The following is a 17253-nucleotide window of genomic DNA, read 5'->3' as shown; positions in this document are numbered from 1 at the left end:
TCAATTCGATAGCTTCATTCAGGATTTCTCTTGATAAGGAATTGAAGATACTCTAATAAACCTGTCCATTTAGTTTTCATTATAACAAATGTCGTAATTTTTATTGATCAAAATTACATATTATATTATTTATAACATAAAATATTTCGAAAAAATCGAAATTAAAATAAAAAACCTATACTAAACCAAGTGAAACTTTTTGACATTTCTGGCGACCATGATTGTTTAATTTCAATTGGACCAATAATGGTTTCTAGTCCGTAACCTACTGCATAACCGGAATATTTTGGCATTGAAATCCAGTCGACTGTACTAAATATATCATCGCCCAAATTGGCATAATTGGCCGAAAGATTTACGTGATTCTTCTTGAAAATCTCGTAATCAAGTGTGATTCCAGTTTTTATAAAGCTGTTTCCTGCAATACTAAGAAAATCATAGCCGTAAAAATAATTGAAATTATTTATTTTGTTATAACCATATCCTCCTAAAATATAATCGAAAAACGGTACGCTGTCATTTCCAAACGTTAAACCAGCATCGGCATCTATTTTAAAAGTAAGCTTTTTGAAGATTGTATTTACATACGAAACCTGAGCTTTTGCCATCGAAAATGGTTTAAAAGTATTGGTATAGTCTGAAGATGCTAAGTAGGTTTGAAGATCTGTTGAGAAATACAATCCTGAGTTTGGGTAATACTTGTCATCAAACGAATCGTATTTTAAGTAGGCAAATGCGCTTAAATAACTGCTTTTGTCAATAATATTATCAATATTTGCCAGAGTTGGAGAGCTTATTCTAAGATATTTATAATCTAGTCCGCCGCCCATTAAAAATTTCTGTACAAAGATGGTTTGAAAATAAGCTTGATTGCTTATATCCATAAAATCAACATTGATAAGGTTTACATTTGGATTTTGTGCCGTTAAAGTACTTATGTTGGTCGTTACATTTCGGTTAAACTGATTTAATCTAGAGCGAAATCCAAAACTTATATTAAATCCGTTTTCGACATAATAGTTGAAATCGTATCTAAAATTATCTCCTAAAATAACATCCAGTGAAGTAATGTCATTTTTTAAGAATGTTTTTTTATGAGTAAGATTTAATAGTATACCGCTTTTGTACAAACCATCATAATGAAGACCAAGTTTTAAATAAGTCTGTGTTGGGTTCTCTTTTAATACAAGATCTAAATCGTCGTTTTCTCCGTCTGGCTCTAAACAGTAGGATATAGTACTAAAGTTTTGAGTAGCATTTAAATTGTTGATTCCAGTTTTAAGATCAGCATAGGTGATTGTGCTTCCTGGTTTGAAGCGAAGTTTTCCGCGAATATATTCTTTTGTATAATTTTCGAGATTCTCACTATTTATCTTTGCAATTTGAAGTGTATCTGAAGCAAGTTTTAGTTTTGGCTTTTTATAAAAATTATCTTCGTTTACCAGCGATTTAATTTTTTCGTAAACCGCAAAAGAAGCTTCTTCTCCTTTTCGGATAATTTCTTCTCCCTTGTCAAATGAAATTACACCATAATCACGAATATCAGGTTTGATATAAATGTCAGTATCTTTTACTTTACTTTTCATTTTTTCAATTGATTGCAGATTGGTAATCTGAACCAAGATTCGAGTGGCGTTCTTTAGGTTTTTTCTATTCAACAAATCATCCTGAACATCAACACCAATAATAATGTCGGCACCAAGATTACGAACTTCTTTTATGGGATAATTGTTTACAACACCTCCGTCTACTAATAAATTTCCGTCGATTTCGACAGGTGTAAATAACGAAGGGAATGCGGCACTCGCCATCATTGCTTGAACTAGATTTCCTTTGTTAAGCAATACTTCTTCGCCGGTTTCAATATTAGTTCCAATACATAAAAACGGAGTTGGAAGTTTGTTGAAATCACGAACATGACGAACATTACGTGTTAGACTGCTCAGTAAATTGTAATTGTACATTCCTTTTGAAAGTGCTTCAGGAATACCAATTTTAAAATTACTGAACGGTAAAACAATAGCATACAATTCGTCGTTTTTCTTTCCGTAGAAATTTTTTGAAGAACGTGGAATATAATCGTTTATTAATTCATCGAAATTCGTTTTCTTGAAAATAGAATCAATTTGCGAAGCATTGTAACCAGAAGCATAAAGTCCGCCAATTACAGATCCCATACTCGTTCCGCCAATATAATCAATTTTAATTCCAGCTTCTTCAAGAACTTTTAAAACTCCAATATGTGCAAAACCTTTGGCACCGCCGCCGCTTAATACCAATCCAATTTTTGGTTTTTTAATACTGTCTCTTTTATTTTCTTGTGAAAAAGATTTTTGTGGAGTTAATAATAAAAATGTAAAAATTAATGCTGTCGTACTCCAGAAGGAAATAGAAAACGGCGAGAAAGAAAAGAATTTTTTTTCCTGCCAAAAAAGAGCGGCCCAAGAAGCTCCCTTGTTGGAATCGGAAAAAAATCTTTTTAACCGAGTATTTAAAATTGACAGCTGGTTTGGGCGCATAAGAATTTACTAGTTCGTTTTGTAAAAGTCGACAATTTTTTTGGCTTTAGAAACCCCTACAACTGCAGATATTTCTTTTTCTGATGCTAATTTCAATCTTTTAACACTTTTAAAATGTTGTATTAACGTAAGCATGGTTTTTTCGCCAATACCAGGAATACTTTCGACTGAAGAATTGAGCGCCGCTTTGCTGCGTTTGTCTCTGTGAAAAGTAATTCCAAATCGATGCGCTTCGTTTCGTAATTGCTGAATCACTTTGAGTGTTTCCGATTTTTTATCAAGGTATAACGGAATTGAATCTCCGGGATAAAATAGTTCTTCTAAACGTTTTGCAATCCCGATAATGGCAACTTTTCCGCGTAAACCTAATTCGTCAATGCTTTTTAGTGCGGCTGATAACTGACCTTTTCCACCGTCAATAATAATTAATTGCGGCAGCGGTTCATTCTCCTCTAATACTCTTTTGTAACGACGATATACAATTTCGGTCATTGAGGCAAAATCATCTGGACCTTCGACTGTTTTTACATTAAAATGGCGATAATCTTTTTTGCTTGGTTTTCCGTCTTTAAATACTACGCAGGCAGCAACAGGATTTGTTCCCTGAATATTCGAGTTATCAAAACATTCGATATGTCGAGGTTCTGACGGAAGACGTAAATCTTTTTGCATTTGCGCCATAATTCGATTTGTATGTCGGTCAGGATCTACAATTTGCAATTGCTTTAATTGTTCAATTCGGTAGAATTTTGCATTTCGAATTGATAAATCTAAAATCTGTTTTTTATCGCCAAGCTGCGGAACTGTTGTTTTGATGTTTTCTCCTAAATCTATTTTAAACGGAACAATTATTTCTTTCGATAGAAGCTGAAAACGTTCCCGAAGTTCAATAATAGCAAGTTCTAAAAGTTCCTCGTCGCTTTCGTCCAGTTTCTTTTTCATTTCTAACGTATGCGAACGAATAATCGATCCGTGAGAAATTTGTAGAAAGTTCACAAAAGCGGCGCTTTCATCAGACACAATCGAAAATACATCGATATTGGTAATCTTTGGATTTATGATTGTTGATTTTGATTGATAATTTTCAAGGATTTCTATTTTCTCTTTTATTTTCTGAGCTTCTTCAAAACGCAGTTCCTGCGCATATTCAATCATCAAGCGTTTAAAACCTTTGATGCTTTCCTTAAAATTTCCTTTTAGGATTTCGCGGATTGCGTCGACTTGTTTTTGATATTCTTCTAATGATTCTAAACCTTCGCAAGGACCTTTGCAATTGCCAATATGATATTCAAGGCAGACTTTAAATTTGCCGGAATCAATATTAGATTTACTTAAGTCGTAATTGCAGGTTCGAAGCGGATACAATTCTTTAATTAGATCAAGAATCGTGTGTACTGTTTTGAAACTTGTATAAGGTCCAAAATATTCAGAACCATCTTTGACCATTCTTCTAGTCGAAAATATTCTCGAAAAAGGTTCTCTTTTTATACAAATCCAAGGATAACTTTTATCATCACGAAGTAAGACATTATATCTTGGCTGCAATGTCTTTATTAGATTATTTTCTAATAAAAGAGCATCGGTTTCAGTAGGAACCACAATGTGTTTTATGGTAACGATTTTTTTAACTAAAACATTTGTTTTGGCTGTATCGTGAACTTTATTGAAATAAGATGAAACTCTTTTTTTTAAGTTTTTGGCTTTGCCAACATATAAAATCTTTCCGTCCTTATCATAATATTGATAAACGCCCGGATTATCTGGTAAAGTTAGAATTTGAAGTTCGAGAGGAGTCTGCATAGAACAAATTTAAACTTTTGCGCTCAAATTAAATAATTCTTTTAGTTTTCTTAAAGAAAAAACGCCCGTTTTCTTTAAGAAACGGACGCCTTTTTTATGGTGTTACTATTACTTAATTGTAAAGTATTCTGTTTGCAGTAAATGTGTTCTTTCATCAAATGAAAAATCTACATATTTTGCATCATCTTTTTTTATAGAAACTTCTAATTTACTTCTTCCGATTTCTTTTTTATCAGCATCAAAAGCTTTTAGTAAAATATCGCCTTTAAAGTCTTTTTTAGCAATCAGATAAATCGTTACTTTCTTTTGCTTATCACTGTCAGATGCGTAAATTTTCTCCGCTTTGCATTCTTCGAAATTGGTTTTAAAAGCAGGATCAGAAATTACTTTTGATGTGTTGATGCTTTCGCTCATTCCTGAATTTATGCCTTTTATTACATCTCCAATTCCTTTTGATGCACTTTTGGCAGCTTCTTTTCCTTCTTCTTGAAGTGCTTTTCCTGCACCTTCTATTAGTTTTGATTTAACAGCAACAGCTTCATTTCCATCCGCTTCTGCTTCTTTCATTTTCTCTTCTTTACTTTGGCAGGAAACCAATATGGCTAATGCACTAAATAAAATTAATACTTTTTTCATTTCTTTTTTTTAGGTTTTGAATAGATTGTATGTTTAAGAATTTAAGTGTTAAAAATCAAAGATATAAATTTAAAATATAATTTCTATATTTAGCTTTTATTATTAAATATGAAAAATAGTAAGCCTTTGGTGATTTTTGGTGAAGCAATTCTACCGGGAGAAAGCAGAACCATAAATGTTGAGATTGCTCGATTACATACTACCACAAAACTTAATATTCCAGTTATTGTTCGCCGTTCAAAACTTGAAGGACCTGTTGTTTTATTTTCGGCAGGAATTCATGGCGATGAAATAAACGGAGTTGAAGTTGTCCGTCAGATTATCAGCAAAAAAATTAATCGTCCAGCAAGAGGCACCATTATTTGTATTCCGATTATCAATATGTACGGTTTTGTAAATAAATCTCGTGAGTTTCCTGACGGCAGGGATTTAAACAGAGTTTTCCCCGGTAGTAAAAAAGGATCTCTCGCAAGCCGATTTGCCTATCATATTGTTGCCGAAATTTTGCCTATTATTGATTATGCGGTCGATTTTCATGCAGGCGGCGCCAGTCGTTTTAATGCGCCGCAAATTAGAGTTACAGAGAATAATCCTGAGTTGAAAATTTTGGCAGATGTTTTTAATGCGCCTTTTACTTTATATTCTAAAAATATCAACGGTTCTTTTAGAAATACCTGCGAAAAAGCCAATATTAAAATGCTGCTTTTTGAAGGCGGGAAATCGCTCGATATAAATGATGCTATTGCAAATGAAGGTGTAATGGGAGTGAAGCGTCTTTTGCATTACCTAAAAATGCTTGATTCTAAACATATTGTTGAAAAAGCCGAAGAGCCATCCATTTATATTAAAAATTCAGTTTGGCTTAGAGCCAAATGCTCAGGTTTACTTCATGATTATAACCTGATTGGAAAGTTTGTGACTAAGGGAACAATTTTGGCTATAATTACAGATCCGTTTGGTAAATTTGAACAAAAGGTAAAAGCTCCCCACGAAGGATTTGTTATAAACGCCAATCATTCGCCAATTGTATACGAAGGTGATGCTATTTATCATATGTCTAAAACTTTACCTGAAAATGCCGACGAATAAAAAGGAACTACGCATACATTATAAAAATCTTCGAAAAGAACTTTCGGCAGATGATATTGAAGAAAAAAGTCTGGCTATTGCCAATAATTTGATCCAATTGCCTATTTGGGATAAAACATATTATCATGTTTTTCTTCCAATTGTGGAACATAAAGAAGTTGATACGGAATTTATTCTGCATTTGCTTTCGGGAAAAGACAAGGAAATCGTGGTTTCTAAAAGCGATTTTGAAACCCGTGGAATGACTCATTTTTTATTGACGGATAATACTAAAATTAAAAAAAACGAATATAATATTCCTGAACCTGTAAATGGACTTGAGGTTCCAACTCAAACCATTGATGTGGTTTTTGTGCCGCTTTTAGCTTTTGATAATTTTGGAAACCGAATAGGTTATGGAAAAGGGTTTTATGATAAATTCCTTGCGGCTTGTAAAGCTGATACGATTAAAATAGGGCTTTCGTTTTTTGAAGCAGCAGATCAGATTGATGATATTTTTGAATCTGATGTGAGATTGGATTACTGTATTACGCCTGATAAAGTTTATAAATTCTCGTAGAGACGAACTGCAGTGCTTCTCCATGCTTTAATAGTATTTGATTCAGAGATGATCGAATAATATTTTTGTTAATCAATTTGATGTGAAATGAAAATCCCAAATTCCAATTTAATGATAATTGGAATTTGGGATTTTTTTATTTTAAAGGTAAAAGATTCTACTTCACTTCCTTGATAGTCGAAGCATCAATCCAGCCTTCTTGACCATCTGTTAATTCGATTTTTTTCCATTTTCCAACAGTTTCTATTACATAAACTTTTGCTCCTTCATGCAGTAAAATTACTGGAGATCCTGCTTTTTGAGGCTCGCTTCGAACTTCGCTTAATTCTGCAAAAACAATTGCAGGACGATCGTTGTCAAAGTGATTCTTCTCAGACATTCCTGCTGAAACACTTAGAAGTAATGCAACTAAAAAAATAAACATTCCAATAAAATAAATTCTTTTGCTAATTGTGAGCTGCGAAAAGTAGTATCCAATAAAGCATAGTAGGAATACAAATGAAATGACAACAGAAATTTTTGCCCAAGTATCATAATCAAAAATTCCAGTAAAGTTTTGAATTAGTTTTGCGAAACCAACTTTTGGCACTTCTTTAATTTCATCAATTGTTCTTTTTTTAGCAAACTTTAAGTTGTTTAAAGCTTCTGGATGATGAGGATTTAATACTAATGCTTTTTCGTAGTTGTATATAGAAGGCGCTACTTTATTTAGTTTGTAATAACAATTTGCAAGGTTATAATAAACCTCTGCAGATTCTTGTTTGTCTTCTTTAACGATGCTTTCGAAAACGTCAGCTGCTTGCTGATATTGTCCTTTTTGATACAAAGCGTTTCCTTTATCAAAGGCGCTTTGAGCAAAAAAGACCTGCGTGATTAATAAAAATAGATATACTATATTTTTCATTTTTGTTTTCTTTGAACCTGAATTGGTTTTAAAACCTTTCGAGTTTGATGTTATATTTAAACAATCTGCTTTTCTAGTGCCGAAATAATTAAAACTGCTTTATCATAATCTTGCTGGATAGAAGCGCTTGATGCTGGCGCATAACGAGCAAATTCACAGTTCTCGGTCAAGTTAATGAAATCTTGAACCGCTTCTGGATTTGCATTTCTAGACAACAGCAATTCTTGAATATTGGCCTTGCTCATTTCTGAGGTTTCAATATGCAGTTTCGCCTTTAAGAAATTATGCATTGCTTTTTCTAATGCGATATAGAAAGCTTCTTTGTTGTTAAGCTGTTTCTTGGCTTGCGATAAGTATTTTTTAGCAAGCTTATTGTTCATTCTAATTCTGTTTCCTGTTATGTCGCCGTCTATTGCTTCTTTTCTTTTCTTAGCAAGAATAATAATTGGTATAATGGCAAAAGGAAGGAATAACAAAGTATAATACAAGTTTGAACCGTAAAAATCATTTTTAGCAATTGGTACTAATATGGTTTTTGTTTTGTTGTATTTAAACTGCTCTTTTTCTGCAATAACATTTTTAGAAGCTGTAGATGGATTTGCTTCTGCTAATGTTGGACCGTCTAAAACGTCAATCATAATTTCTTTTGTAGTTATCGTTCTATAAGAACCAGAACTAAGATCAAAATAAGAGAATGACATTGGTTTAATAGCATATTTCCCTTTGTATTGAGGAACTATGGTGTATTTGTCTGATATTTTTCCAGACATGCCAGATAATGATGTTGTAACTTTTTCATCATGAACCGGATCGTACATTTCTAATGCATTTGGTACAACTGGTTTAGGCAAAGTAAACAATTTCATGTTTCCATTTCCGGTCGCGCTTACCATTAAATCAAGACTTTCGCCACTTTTCAAAGTTGTTTTTGTTGGAGTAACTGTAAAATTAAATTTACCTACTGCACCAGTAAAACTTTCAGGTTTACCAGTTTCAGGAAGTGGTTTTACATTTATAGTTCTTGCTCCCGCAGAGACAATTTTATTATCTTCGGTTATAATCATTTGACCAAACATGTCACGACGATTTGTTGGTAATTGAACACCAATATCTAGCGAAAAAGGTTCGATCGTTAATTTTCCAGATTTTTGAGGATATAAAATGGTTTTCTTTAAAACAACAAAATAGCATCTTTGTCCTTGAAAATTACCTTCTTCAATAGCCAATTGTTTAACTTCTATATTCTGATTCCAGAAATCATTGTATTTAGGTTTTGCAACTTCTTTAAAACCAGTAACACCAATTCCGTTAAAGTATAGTTTATAAACTACAGTTATTGGTTCGTTTAAGTACGGATTTGTTTTAGAAGTCTCCGCAACTAATTGCAATAATTCGTTTCCAGAACCTTGAGGTCTGTCGTTAGGATCTCTTTCTTGTGCAACTGCATTGGTTACCGTAACTTTTATGGGATTAGTTTTGTAAATCTGCCCATTGTATTCGATCGCAGCCTGCTTGATTATAACCGATCCTTTTTGAGCCGGCTGTAAAATGTAAGAGTATATTTTTTGAAAAGAACTTCGTCCGTTTACCCACGATTGGCTTATTTGCTGACTAGGTCCCGCAACAAGTTTAAAACCGTCAAAAGAAGGCTGGTCGAAATTATCTCCGTCAACATTCATGATGAAATCAACGCGAAGTCTTTCGTTTAGTCCAAGTGTATTTTTGCTTACTCTGGCTTCAAATTGAACTTGAGCCAAAAGCCCTTGAAAAGTGAATAGTAATAGAATTAAATATCTTTTCATTTAATTTTTTAATCGTTGTTTGTTTAACTGTTAAATCGTTTATTCGTTTGCTCGTTTTATTACTAAACGATTCGACGATTAAACGATTGAACTAAAAATTCTACCAGTCTTTCTCCGGTTTTTTAGGATTTGATTTTACTTTTTGTGCGTTAACTTTATCTTGAATTTTCTTTTCTTCATTGTTTACAGCATCTAATAAATTTTGAACACGTTCTTTTGAGATTCCGCCCGGCATTGGTTTTGGTTCTCCGTTATTGTCAGATTTGTCATCTTTCTTCGGATCGTTTTTGCCGTCTTTTTTATCCTTGTCTTTATCTCCTTTATCGTCTTTTTTCTGATCGTCTTTACCGTCCTTTTTGTCTTTATTGTCGCCGTCTTTCTTTTGATCGTCTTTCTTGTCGTTCTTTTTATCCTTGTCCTTGTCTTTGTTCTTATCGTTTTTAGGCGGATTTTCTTTTAATTTTTGCTTCGCCAATGCATAATTATAACGCGTTTCATCGTCTGTAGGATCGTTGCGTAAAGCTTCTTTGTAAGCTTCAACTGCCTGCGTATAATTTTTCTCTTTCATGAAAACGTTTCCAAGATTATGAAAAGCTTTATGTTTTTCTGGTCTTGTTTTGGCATTTTTTATAGCATTCGCAAAAGCATATTTGGCTTCAGAAACCTGATTTTGTTTGTAAATTGAGTTTCCAAGATTATAAGGAGCTGCTGCGCGCTTAGGAAATTTTGATGCAGAAATTCTATAATTAGCCTCAGCATCAACAAATTTATTCTGCTTATATTCCTCATTGGCACTAGGCAATGTCTTATCTTTTTCCTGAGCAGAAACTGCCAAAGAAAACGTTAGTAAAATATAAAGAAGTAAATTTTTCATTCTAATTTTTTTATTTTTTGTTCCCGCTTTTAAACGGAATCTTTATTTTTTCTCGTTAAATAAATTCAACTCTTTAATCCAATTGGTTTTTCTTTCTAAAAGGAAAATATCGATAAACAATAATAAGAAAGCAAATCCGATGAACCATTGAAACTGTGATTGAAAATCCGCCATTTGTGTAGATTCAAACTCTGTTTTTTGAATGTTATTTAAAGCATTTTTGATATATTCTAAAACCTCTTTAGTATTACCGCCGTAAACATAGCCTCCTTTTGTTGCTTTTGCAATAGTCTTTAAGCCTTCTTGGTTAAGTTTAGTAATAACAGTTTCTCCGTTTTGATCTTTTTGATAACTGCGAACTACGCCGTTTTCTTTTAACGGAATTGTTCCTCCTTTTTCTGTTCCAACACCAACAGTAATGATTTTCATTCCTATTTTGTTGGCTTCTTCAGCAGCAAGTGAAGCTCCTTCGGAATGATCTTCACCATCAGAAATTAAAATCAAAAGCTTGCTGGTTTTGCTCTTTTCATCAAAATATTTAGCTGATAATCGAATTGCTTCGTCAAGAGATGTTCCTTGTGATGAAACCATGTCAGGACTCATGCTTTGCAAGAACATTTTTGCAACACTGTAATCAGATGTGATTGGTAAAACTGGGAAGGCGCTTCCAGCATAAGCAACAATACCGATTCTGTCGTTTCCTAGAGAATTAATAATCTGCGAAACGAGTTGTTTACTTTTGTCTAAACGATTTGGCGCAACGTCTTCTGCAAGCATACTTTTAGAAACGTCAACAGCAAAAACAATATCAATTCCTTCGCGTTTTACGGTTTCCATTTTGGTTCCTATTTTTGGATTTACCAAACCGATAATTAAGAACGCTAATGCCAAAAGCAAGATCGATATTTTTAATACAGGTTTAAAAACAGATCGCTCCGGGCTTAGTTTCTTCACCATTTCTAAATCACCAAACTCAAGTTGTTTTTTTCTTTTCCAATACATATTGAAAAGAAATATACACGCCACAATTGGGAGTAGTAATAAGAGATATAAATATTTTTTTTCGTCTAATTCCATATAATTTTTAAAATTCCAATCCCTGTGTTATCGAGATCTTTATTCGAATTTCTTTAAATAAAGCTTCTATAAACCGTGTTTCTTAAACCAACTTCTAACAATAGTAAAAAGGCAGCTAGTAAAACAAAACCTCTGTATTTTTCGTCGTAATCATAGAATTTTAATTCTTGGATTTCTGTTGTTTCTAATTTGTTAATTGCATTGTATATTTCAGCTAACTTGTCGTTGCTTGTTGCTCTAAAATAAGTTCCATCCGTTTTTCTAGCAATATTTTTCATTAATCTTTCGTCGATTTCAACCTTTTGCATTTTGAATAAAAAACCTCCGTTTGGTGCGTATGCATAAGGAGATTCTGCCATTCCGTTTGTTCCAATACCAATCGTGTATACTTTTATACCGTATTGTTTGGCAATATCTGCAGCAGTTTCTGGTTCAATAAAACCGGCATTATTAACACCATCAGTCATTAAAATAACAACTCTGCTTTTTGCTTTACTATCTTTAAGACGATTTACGGCAGTTGCTAAACCCATTCCAATTCCAGTTCCGTCTTGCAGAACGGTGTCATATCGAATTCCTTTTATTGCCTCAAGAATAATTGGTTTATCGCTTGTAACAGGTGTTTTAGTATACGCTTCAGAAGCATATAAAACTAAACCAATTCTGTCGTTTGGTCTTTCTTCAACAAAATCTGCAGCAACTCTTTTTAAAGCTTCCATACGGTTTGGCTTTAAATCTTTTGCAAGCATACTTCCAGATACGTCAATTGCCATTACAATATCAATTCCTTTTGTCGTTTTTGTTTGATTGCTAATATCTACCGTTCTAGGTCTTGCGAGAGCAATAATTAAAGAACATAAAGCAATGATTCTAAAAACGTATAGAAAAGGTTTTAGTTTTGTTAATAACGATTCGCTGTTTTTAAAACCTGCCGTCGAGCTCATTTTTAATGTAGCCGACTGCTGATTTCTTTTCCAAAAAAACCAAGCAATAGCGATTGGAATTAATAGAAACAACCAAAAAAATTCTGGATTTAAAAAAGTGATCTTATTATTCATTAGTTACTTGCCTTTTTAAGTTCAACAGAATTTAAAATTCGGGTTGTGATATCGTTAGCATACGTATCGCCCTCCTCGTGTAAAATAACTATCTGCTGTAATCCTTGATCTTGTTTAAACAACAAGATTTCGTAATATGCTTTTGTGCTAGTTTTAGTCGTTGGATTTAAAATGCTCATTGTTCCGTAACCTTTTACGCCTTGAATTCCTTGATTAGTTTGGAAATCTTCTTGTTTAACGATGATGTTTTGACCTCCTTGAAGTTCGATTACTTTTAGGCTTCCTTCTAAAGCTTTTGATAAATCGATTTCAGTCGGCGTTTTAAATTGAGTTGTAGAAACGGCAACATAAAAATTATCAATCATACTGCCATAAGCAAAAAGCTGCATTTCCTTTATCAAAGCCATCGTTTCCTTCGGAAGTGCTTTTAAAGCATCCATACGTTTTAAAACCTTTGGAGTTTCAATAATAACGCCTGGATTTCCGTATTCACTTTTTACCCATTCTCCTTCTAATAATTCTTTAGACGGATGCCCAATAATATTGTCTTTTACGTATGCAAATCCTTTTGTTGCAATAAAGAAAGTTGTTGTTGCAAATAGTAAAAAAACAACTGAACCAGCAGCAATTGCAATACGTTTGTTTCTTTGTTTCTTTAATTGAAGCTGAATTTGTTTCTGCTTTTGAGCTTCATTTAATAATTGATCTTCTTCTTCAGCTGGAACTTCTGTTGGAATAGCATTGTCCAGTGTTAGAATTACTTTTTGAATTTTATTTCGGTCGTCAGTAATTTCAAAATCCAACGGTTTAGATTTTGCAAATTTCACTAAATCGGCCTGACGCAATACGCGTTCTAGATTTTCAACTGTTTCTGGCGTTAAAGCCATTTTCTTCTTAGTAGAAGCAGTTCTAATTGCCTCAATTAATTCAGAAGTTGTGCTTTCCATTGCAGGAATATGAATGGCTTCTTCAATATAATTACGAGCAATATCAGTTAGTTCACTATAATATTCTTTAATCTCTCCTTTTTGAACTAATTCCTTTTGTTCCAGATTGTTTAATAAACTAGTTGCTTTTTCGATTGGAGTTTTATAAACTTCCTCTTCGATTTTCTTTTTCTGATGTTTTTTAACATACCAGTATACAAAAGCACCAATTCCTAAAATGATAATCAATGCTAAAACATATTTCCACCAATCGCCAATACCGTTGTCAACAGTCGAAATGTCTTTAATGTCATACATTTTTTGCTGCAGCGTGTCCACTTTTACATTGGCAACTTCTACTTTAATAGAATCTGATAAGTAAGGTTTTTTGTCGATTAGAATCTGAACACTCGGAATTACATATTTTCCTGAATCAAATTGTGTTAAGCCATATTTTTTGATTAACTCGTAAGTGTCGTTTTTCTTAACAGTATCAATTGGGTACGATTGAATTACTTCTAAAGCACCAATTTTTTTCAGTTTAGGAAAAACTACTTTCGAGTTCGAATTAACAGTTGTTTTAAGTGTCAGCTTAAATTCGGCTCCAATTTTATTTTTTGTAGTATCAATGCTTGTTTCAACTTGTTTTTGCTGAGCGAAAACAGTCGAAGTAAGTAAAAATAAAAATATGTAAAACTTTAATTTCATTTGATTTTTGATTTCAGATTTTAGTCTAAAACGAAAGCTTAAAAATGGTACGCAGATGGCACAGATTTGAGCGGATTTTTATTTGGATTGTTTAGCAGAAGATTAAATATATCAGTTTTAAAAAATCTAAAATCTAAAATCTGCAATCTAAAATTACATTTATCTTGATTTAAAATAGCCTAATAATTTGGTTACATAATTTTCGTCAACCCTTGTGTTTACAACGCCAGCCCCAGATTTACTAAAAATTTCTTTGAAATAATTAACTCTTTCAAGGTAATGTTTCTCGTAATTCATTCGCACGGTTTTTGAACCTGTATCGACTAATTGAATTTTACCAGTTTCGGCATCAAGCATTGTGACCATTCCTAAATTTGGAATTTTTTCTTCACGTATGTCATATACTCTAACTCCTGTAATGTCATGTTTTTTAGAAGCAATTTTTAAAGTCTGCTCATAATTTTCAGACATGAAATCAGAAATCATAAAAACAATTGCTTTCTTTTTCTGAGTTCCCGATAAAAATTTTAAAGCTTGAGCAATATCAGTTTTTTGACTTTTTGGTTCAAACTCGATCAACTCACGGATGATTCTCAATACGTGCGAGCGTCCTTTTTTTGGCGGAATATACAATTCTACATTATCAGAAAAAAGGATTAAACCAATTTTGTCATTATTTTGTGTAGCCGAAAAAGCCATCGTTGCCGCAATTTCGGTGACGATGTCTTTTTTAAACTGACTTTTTGAGCCAAAACCCTCAGAGCCCGAAATATCAACCATTAAAACCATGGTTAATTCGCGTTCTTCTTCAAAAACTTTTACGTGGGCTTCATTGTAGCGTGCGGTAACATTCCAATCTATATTACGAATATCATCGCCATATTGGTATTGGCGCACCTCGCTAAAAGTCATTCCGCGCCCTTTAAATGAAGAATGGTACTCTCCCGAAAAGATATGATTACTCAGTCTTTTGGTTTTGATTTCTATTTTCCGTACTTTTTTTAAAAGCTCTTTTGTATCCATTTTATTTGTTTAAAGTTTAAAGTTTAAAAGTTTCAAGTTTGTTTTGCAACAACTTGAAACCTGAAACTTGAAACAAATTTTTAAGGTACTTCAATCTCGTTTACGATTTTGTTGATAATGTCTACAGAAGTAATGTTTTCAGCTTCAGCTTCATAAGTTATTCCAACTCTATGACGTAAAACATCATGTACAACTGCACGAACATCTTCTGGAATTACATATCCACGACGTTTAATGAAAGCGTAACATTTTGCTGCATTAGCTAAATTGATACTTCCACGTGGAGATGCTCCAAAACTGATAAGAGGTTTTAAATCGGCAAGTTTGTATTTCTCTGGATAACGAGTAGCAAAGATGATATCTAAGATGTATTTTTCGATTTTTTCATCCATATAAACTTCACGAACCGCTTCTTGCGCACGTAAAATTTGTTCTACAGAGACTACAGGATTTACTTTTTCGTAAGATCCTTTTAAGTTTTGACGAATTACAAAACGCTCTTCGTCGATTTTTGGATAATCAATTACAGTTTTCAGCATAAAACGGTCAACCTGTGCTTCAGGAAGCTGATAAGTTCCTTCTTGTTCAACAGGGTTTTGAGTCGCTAATACTAAAAACGGACGGTCTAGTTTGAAAGTGGTGTCACCAATAGTCACTTGCTTTTCCTGCATCGCTTCTAAAAGAGCAGATTGTACTTTTGCAGGAGCACGGTTAATCTCATCGGCAAGTACGAAATTAGCAAAGATTGGTCCTTTTTTAATAGAAAATTCGTTTGCTTTGATGTTGTAAATCATCGTTCCAACAACATCGGCAGGCAATAAGTCAGGGGTAAACTGGATACGGCTGAAAGATCCTTGAACTGCTTGTGACAAAGTGTTTATTGCTAATGTCTTTGCTAATCCAGGTACTCCTTCAAGCAAAATATGTCCTTGACCTAAAAGACCAATCAACAAACGCTCGACCATATGTTTCTGACCCACAATAACTTTGTTCATTTCCATTGTAAGAAGGTCTATAAAAGCGCTTTCTCTCTCAATTTTTTCATTTATCGCTCTAATGTCTAAAGTCGTTGTATTTTCTTCCATATAAATATTTTTAAAACCTTGATTTTTATGCCTGAATTTTGAGAGTGCAAATTGACTATTTTTTGAGAAGTAAGATGTTAAAGAATGGTTAAAACTTCGACCAAAGTTCTAATTTTAAGGACGAATTGTGAATCTATTTTTATATTTTTAAGAACTTTGATGATTATGCTTTTAAAAAGCATACATATTAGCAAAAATAATATAATAAAACCATGAGTAAAACAGCATTATCGCCTATTATTTCGGGCACTATGAATTGGGGAGTTTGGGATAAAAACCTAACAACTAAAGAGATGGAGAATATGATACAAATTTGTGTCGAAAATAAAATCACCACTTTTGATCATGCCGATATTTATGGAGGCTACACCACTGAAGCCGATTTTGGAAAGGCTTTTAAAGCCAGTAAAATTTCGCGCGAAAAACTACAATTAATTACAAAATGCGGAATTCAGATGATTGCTGAAAGCCGTACTAACAAAATCAAGCATTACGATTATTCTAAAGAATATATTATTTGGTCTGTCGAAGAATCTCTTAAAAAATTAAAAACAGATTTCGTTGATGTGTTTTTATTGCACAGACCAAGTCCATTGATGCAGGCTGACGAAATTGCTGAAGCTGTTGAGAAATTAAAATCAGAAGGGAAAATTGTTGATTTTGGACTTTCAAATTTCACCAGTTCTCAAACTGAATTGATTCGTCAGAAAACAGAAGTGAGTTACAATCAAGTACAATTTTCGGCAACTCATTATGAAGCAATGGTTGATGGAAGTTTAGATTATATGCAAACGCACGGAATCCGTCCGTTATCATGGAATCCGCTTGGAACTGTATTTAGAGAAGACACTAAAAAAACGCGTCGTTTGAAAAAATTATTGGCGGATCTGGTTCAAAAATACGGTTTTGGTTCAGATACACTTTTACTTGCCTGGATTTTAAAACATCCATCAGGAGTTATTCCAATTGCTGGAACAGTAAACATTGCCAGAATTCAGGCGTTAATGAAAGCGGTTGAACTGGAAATGGATAAAGAAGACTGGTTTGCAATTTGGACTGAAAGTATGGGTGACGATGTCGCATAGTATTTAAGTTAATTCTTGTTTATTTACTGTAAGAAAAAACTATATTTTTGCTGTTATGTGTTACTCGATAATATTTGTAACACATAACAGTTTTAAAATAGTAATAAA

Annotated in this window: 14 protein-coding genes; 3 read left to right on the top strand and 11 right to left on the bottom strand. The window is 33.2% G+C overall.

The annotated features are described in order from the left end of the window. Positions 1 to 161 precede the first annotated feature (161 nt). From B0A81_RS05710 to B0A81_RS05700, 3 genes are all read right to left on the bottom strand, one after another. Complete coding sequence (locus tag B0A81_RS05710) at positions 162 to 2519, bottom strand: patatin-like phospholipase family protein (protein WP_089057124.1); 2358 nt, start codon at positions 2517 to 2519, stop codon at positions 162 to 164. A gap of 9 nt (positions 2520 to 2528) precedes the next feature. Then, positions 2529 to 4319 carry an excinuclease ABC subunit UvrC gene (gene uvrC / locus B0A81_RS05705; RefSeq protein ID WP_089057123.1) on the bottom strand — a complete coding sequence of 597 codons (1791 nt, stop codon included), beginning with the start codon at positions 4317 to 4319 and terminating at the stop codon, positions 2529 to 2531. 108 nt (positions 4320 to 4427) lie between these two features. Beyond that, positions 4428 to 4955 (bottom strand): hypothetical protein, encoded by a 528-nt coding sequence (locus B0A81_RS05700; protein ID WP_089057122.1) that lies wholly within the window; start codon positions 4953 to 4955, stop codon positions 4428 to 4430. 108 nt (positions 4956 to 5063) lie between these two features. Between B0A81_RS05700 and B0A81_RS05695 the strand changes: the two genes are divergently transcribed. Together B0A81_RS05695 and B0A81_RS05690 are read left to right on the top strand one after the other, a co-directional pair. Continuing rightward, positions 5064 to 6044 carry a succinylglutamate desuccinylase/aspartoacylase family protein gene (locus B0A81_RS05695; RefSeq protein ID WP_089057121.1) on the top strand — a complete coding sequence of 327 codons (981 nt, stop codon included), beginning with the start codon at positions 5064 to 5066 and terminating at the stop codon, positions 6042 to 6044. Continuing rightward, positions 6031 to 6603 (top strand): 5-formyltetrahydrofolate cyclo-ligase, encoded by a 573-nt coding sequence (locus B0A81_RS05690; RefSeq protein WP_089057120.1) that lies wholly within the window; start codon positions 6031 to 6033, stop codon positions 6601 to 6603. The genes B0A81_RS05695 and B0A81_RS05690 overlap by 14 nt, the downstream gene beginning before the upstream one ends. A 157-nt stretch (positions 6604 to 6760) precedes the next feature. Here B0A81_RS05690 and B0A81_RS05685 read toward each other — a convergent pair whose 3' ends face one another. The 8 genes from B0A81_RS05685 to B0A81_RS05650 all read right to left on the bottom strand — a co-directional run bounded on the left by B0A81_RS05685 (position 6761) and on the right by B0A81_RS05650 (position 16060). Continuing rightward, positions 6761 to 7507 (bottom strand): tetratricopeptide repeat protein, encoded by a 747-nt coding sequence (locus B0A81_RS05685; protein WP_089057119.1) that lies wholly within the window; start codon positions 7505 to 7507, stop codon positions 6761 to 6763. Between the two features lie 56 nt (positions 7508 to 7563). After that, positions 7564 to 9309, bottom strand: coding sequence for a BatD family protein (locus tag B0A81_RS05680; protein ID WP_089057118.1), 1746 nt, complete (start codon positions 9307 to 9309; stop codon positions 7564 to 7566). A 100-nt stretch (positions 9310 to 9409) separates the two neighbouring features. Beyond that, the gene (locus tag B0A81_RS05675; protein WP_089053303.1) at positions 9410 to 10183 is read right to left on the bottom strand and encodes a tetratricopeptide repeat protein; all 774 of its coding nucleotides are present in this window, start codon (positions 10181 to 10183) and stop codon (positions 9410 to 9412) included. Positions 10184 to 10225: 42 nt separating this feature from the next. Further along, positions 10226 to 11260, bottom strand: coding sequence for a VWA domain-containing protein (locus B0A81_RS05670; RefSeq protein WP_089057117.1), 1035 nt, complete (start codon positions 11258 to 11260; stop codon positions 10226 to 10228). Between the two features lie 53 nt (positions 11261 to 11313). Next, positions 11314 to 12318, bottom strand: a complete 1005-nt coding sequence (locus tag B0A81_RS05665) for a vWA domain-containing protein (RefSeq protein WP_089053301.1) — start codon at positions 12316 to 12318, stop codon at positions 11314 to 11316. Further along, positions 12318 to 13952 carry a BatD family protein gene (locus tag B0A81_RS05660; protein ID WP_089057116.1) on the bottom strand — a complete coding sequence of 545 codons (1635 nt, stop codon included), beginning with the start codon at positions 13950 to 13952 and terminating at the stop codon, positions 12318 to 12320. Before B0A81_RS05660 ends, B0A81_RS05665 begins: the two co-directional genes overlap by 1 nt. Before the next feature lie 159 nt (positions 13953 to 14111). Next, on the bottom strand, positions 14112 to 14975 hold the full coding sequence (locus B0A81_RS05655; RefSeq protein WP_089057115.1) for a DUF58 domain-containing protein: 864 nt from the start codon (positions 14973 to 14975) through the stop codon (positions 14112 to 14114). 80 nt (positions 14976 to 15055) lie between these two features. Next, on the bottom strand, positions 15056 to 16060 hold the full coding sequence (locus B0A81_RS05650) for an AAA family ATPase (protein ID WP_007807095.1): 1005 nt from the start codon (positions 16058 to 16060) through the stop codon (positions 15056 to 15058). A 212-nt stretch (positions 16061 to 16272) separates the two neighbouring features. On the opposite strand from B0A81_RS05650, the gene B0A81_RS05645 reads away from it, so the two are divergent. Beyond that, positions 16273 to 17145: an aldo/keto reductase gene (locus B0A81_RS05645; protein WP_089057114.1), complete on the top strand. Its 873-nt coding sequence runs from the start codon at positions 16273 to 16275 to the stop codon at positions 17143 to 17145. The last annotated feature ends 108 nt before the right edge of the window (positions 17146 to 17253 follow it).

Source organism: Flavobacterium plurextorum (assembly GCF_002217395.1).
Classification (GTDB): domain Bacteria; phylum Bacteroidota; class Bacteroidia; order Flavobacteriales; family Flavobacteriaceae; genus Flavobacterium; species Flavobacterium plurextorum.
This window is presented reverse-complemented; position numbering and strand designations above follow the sequence as displayed.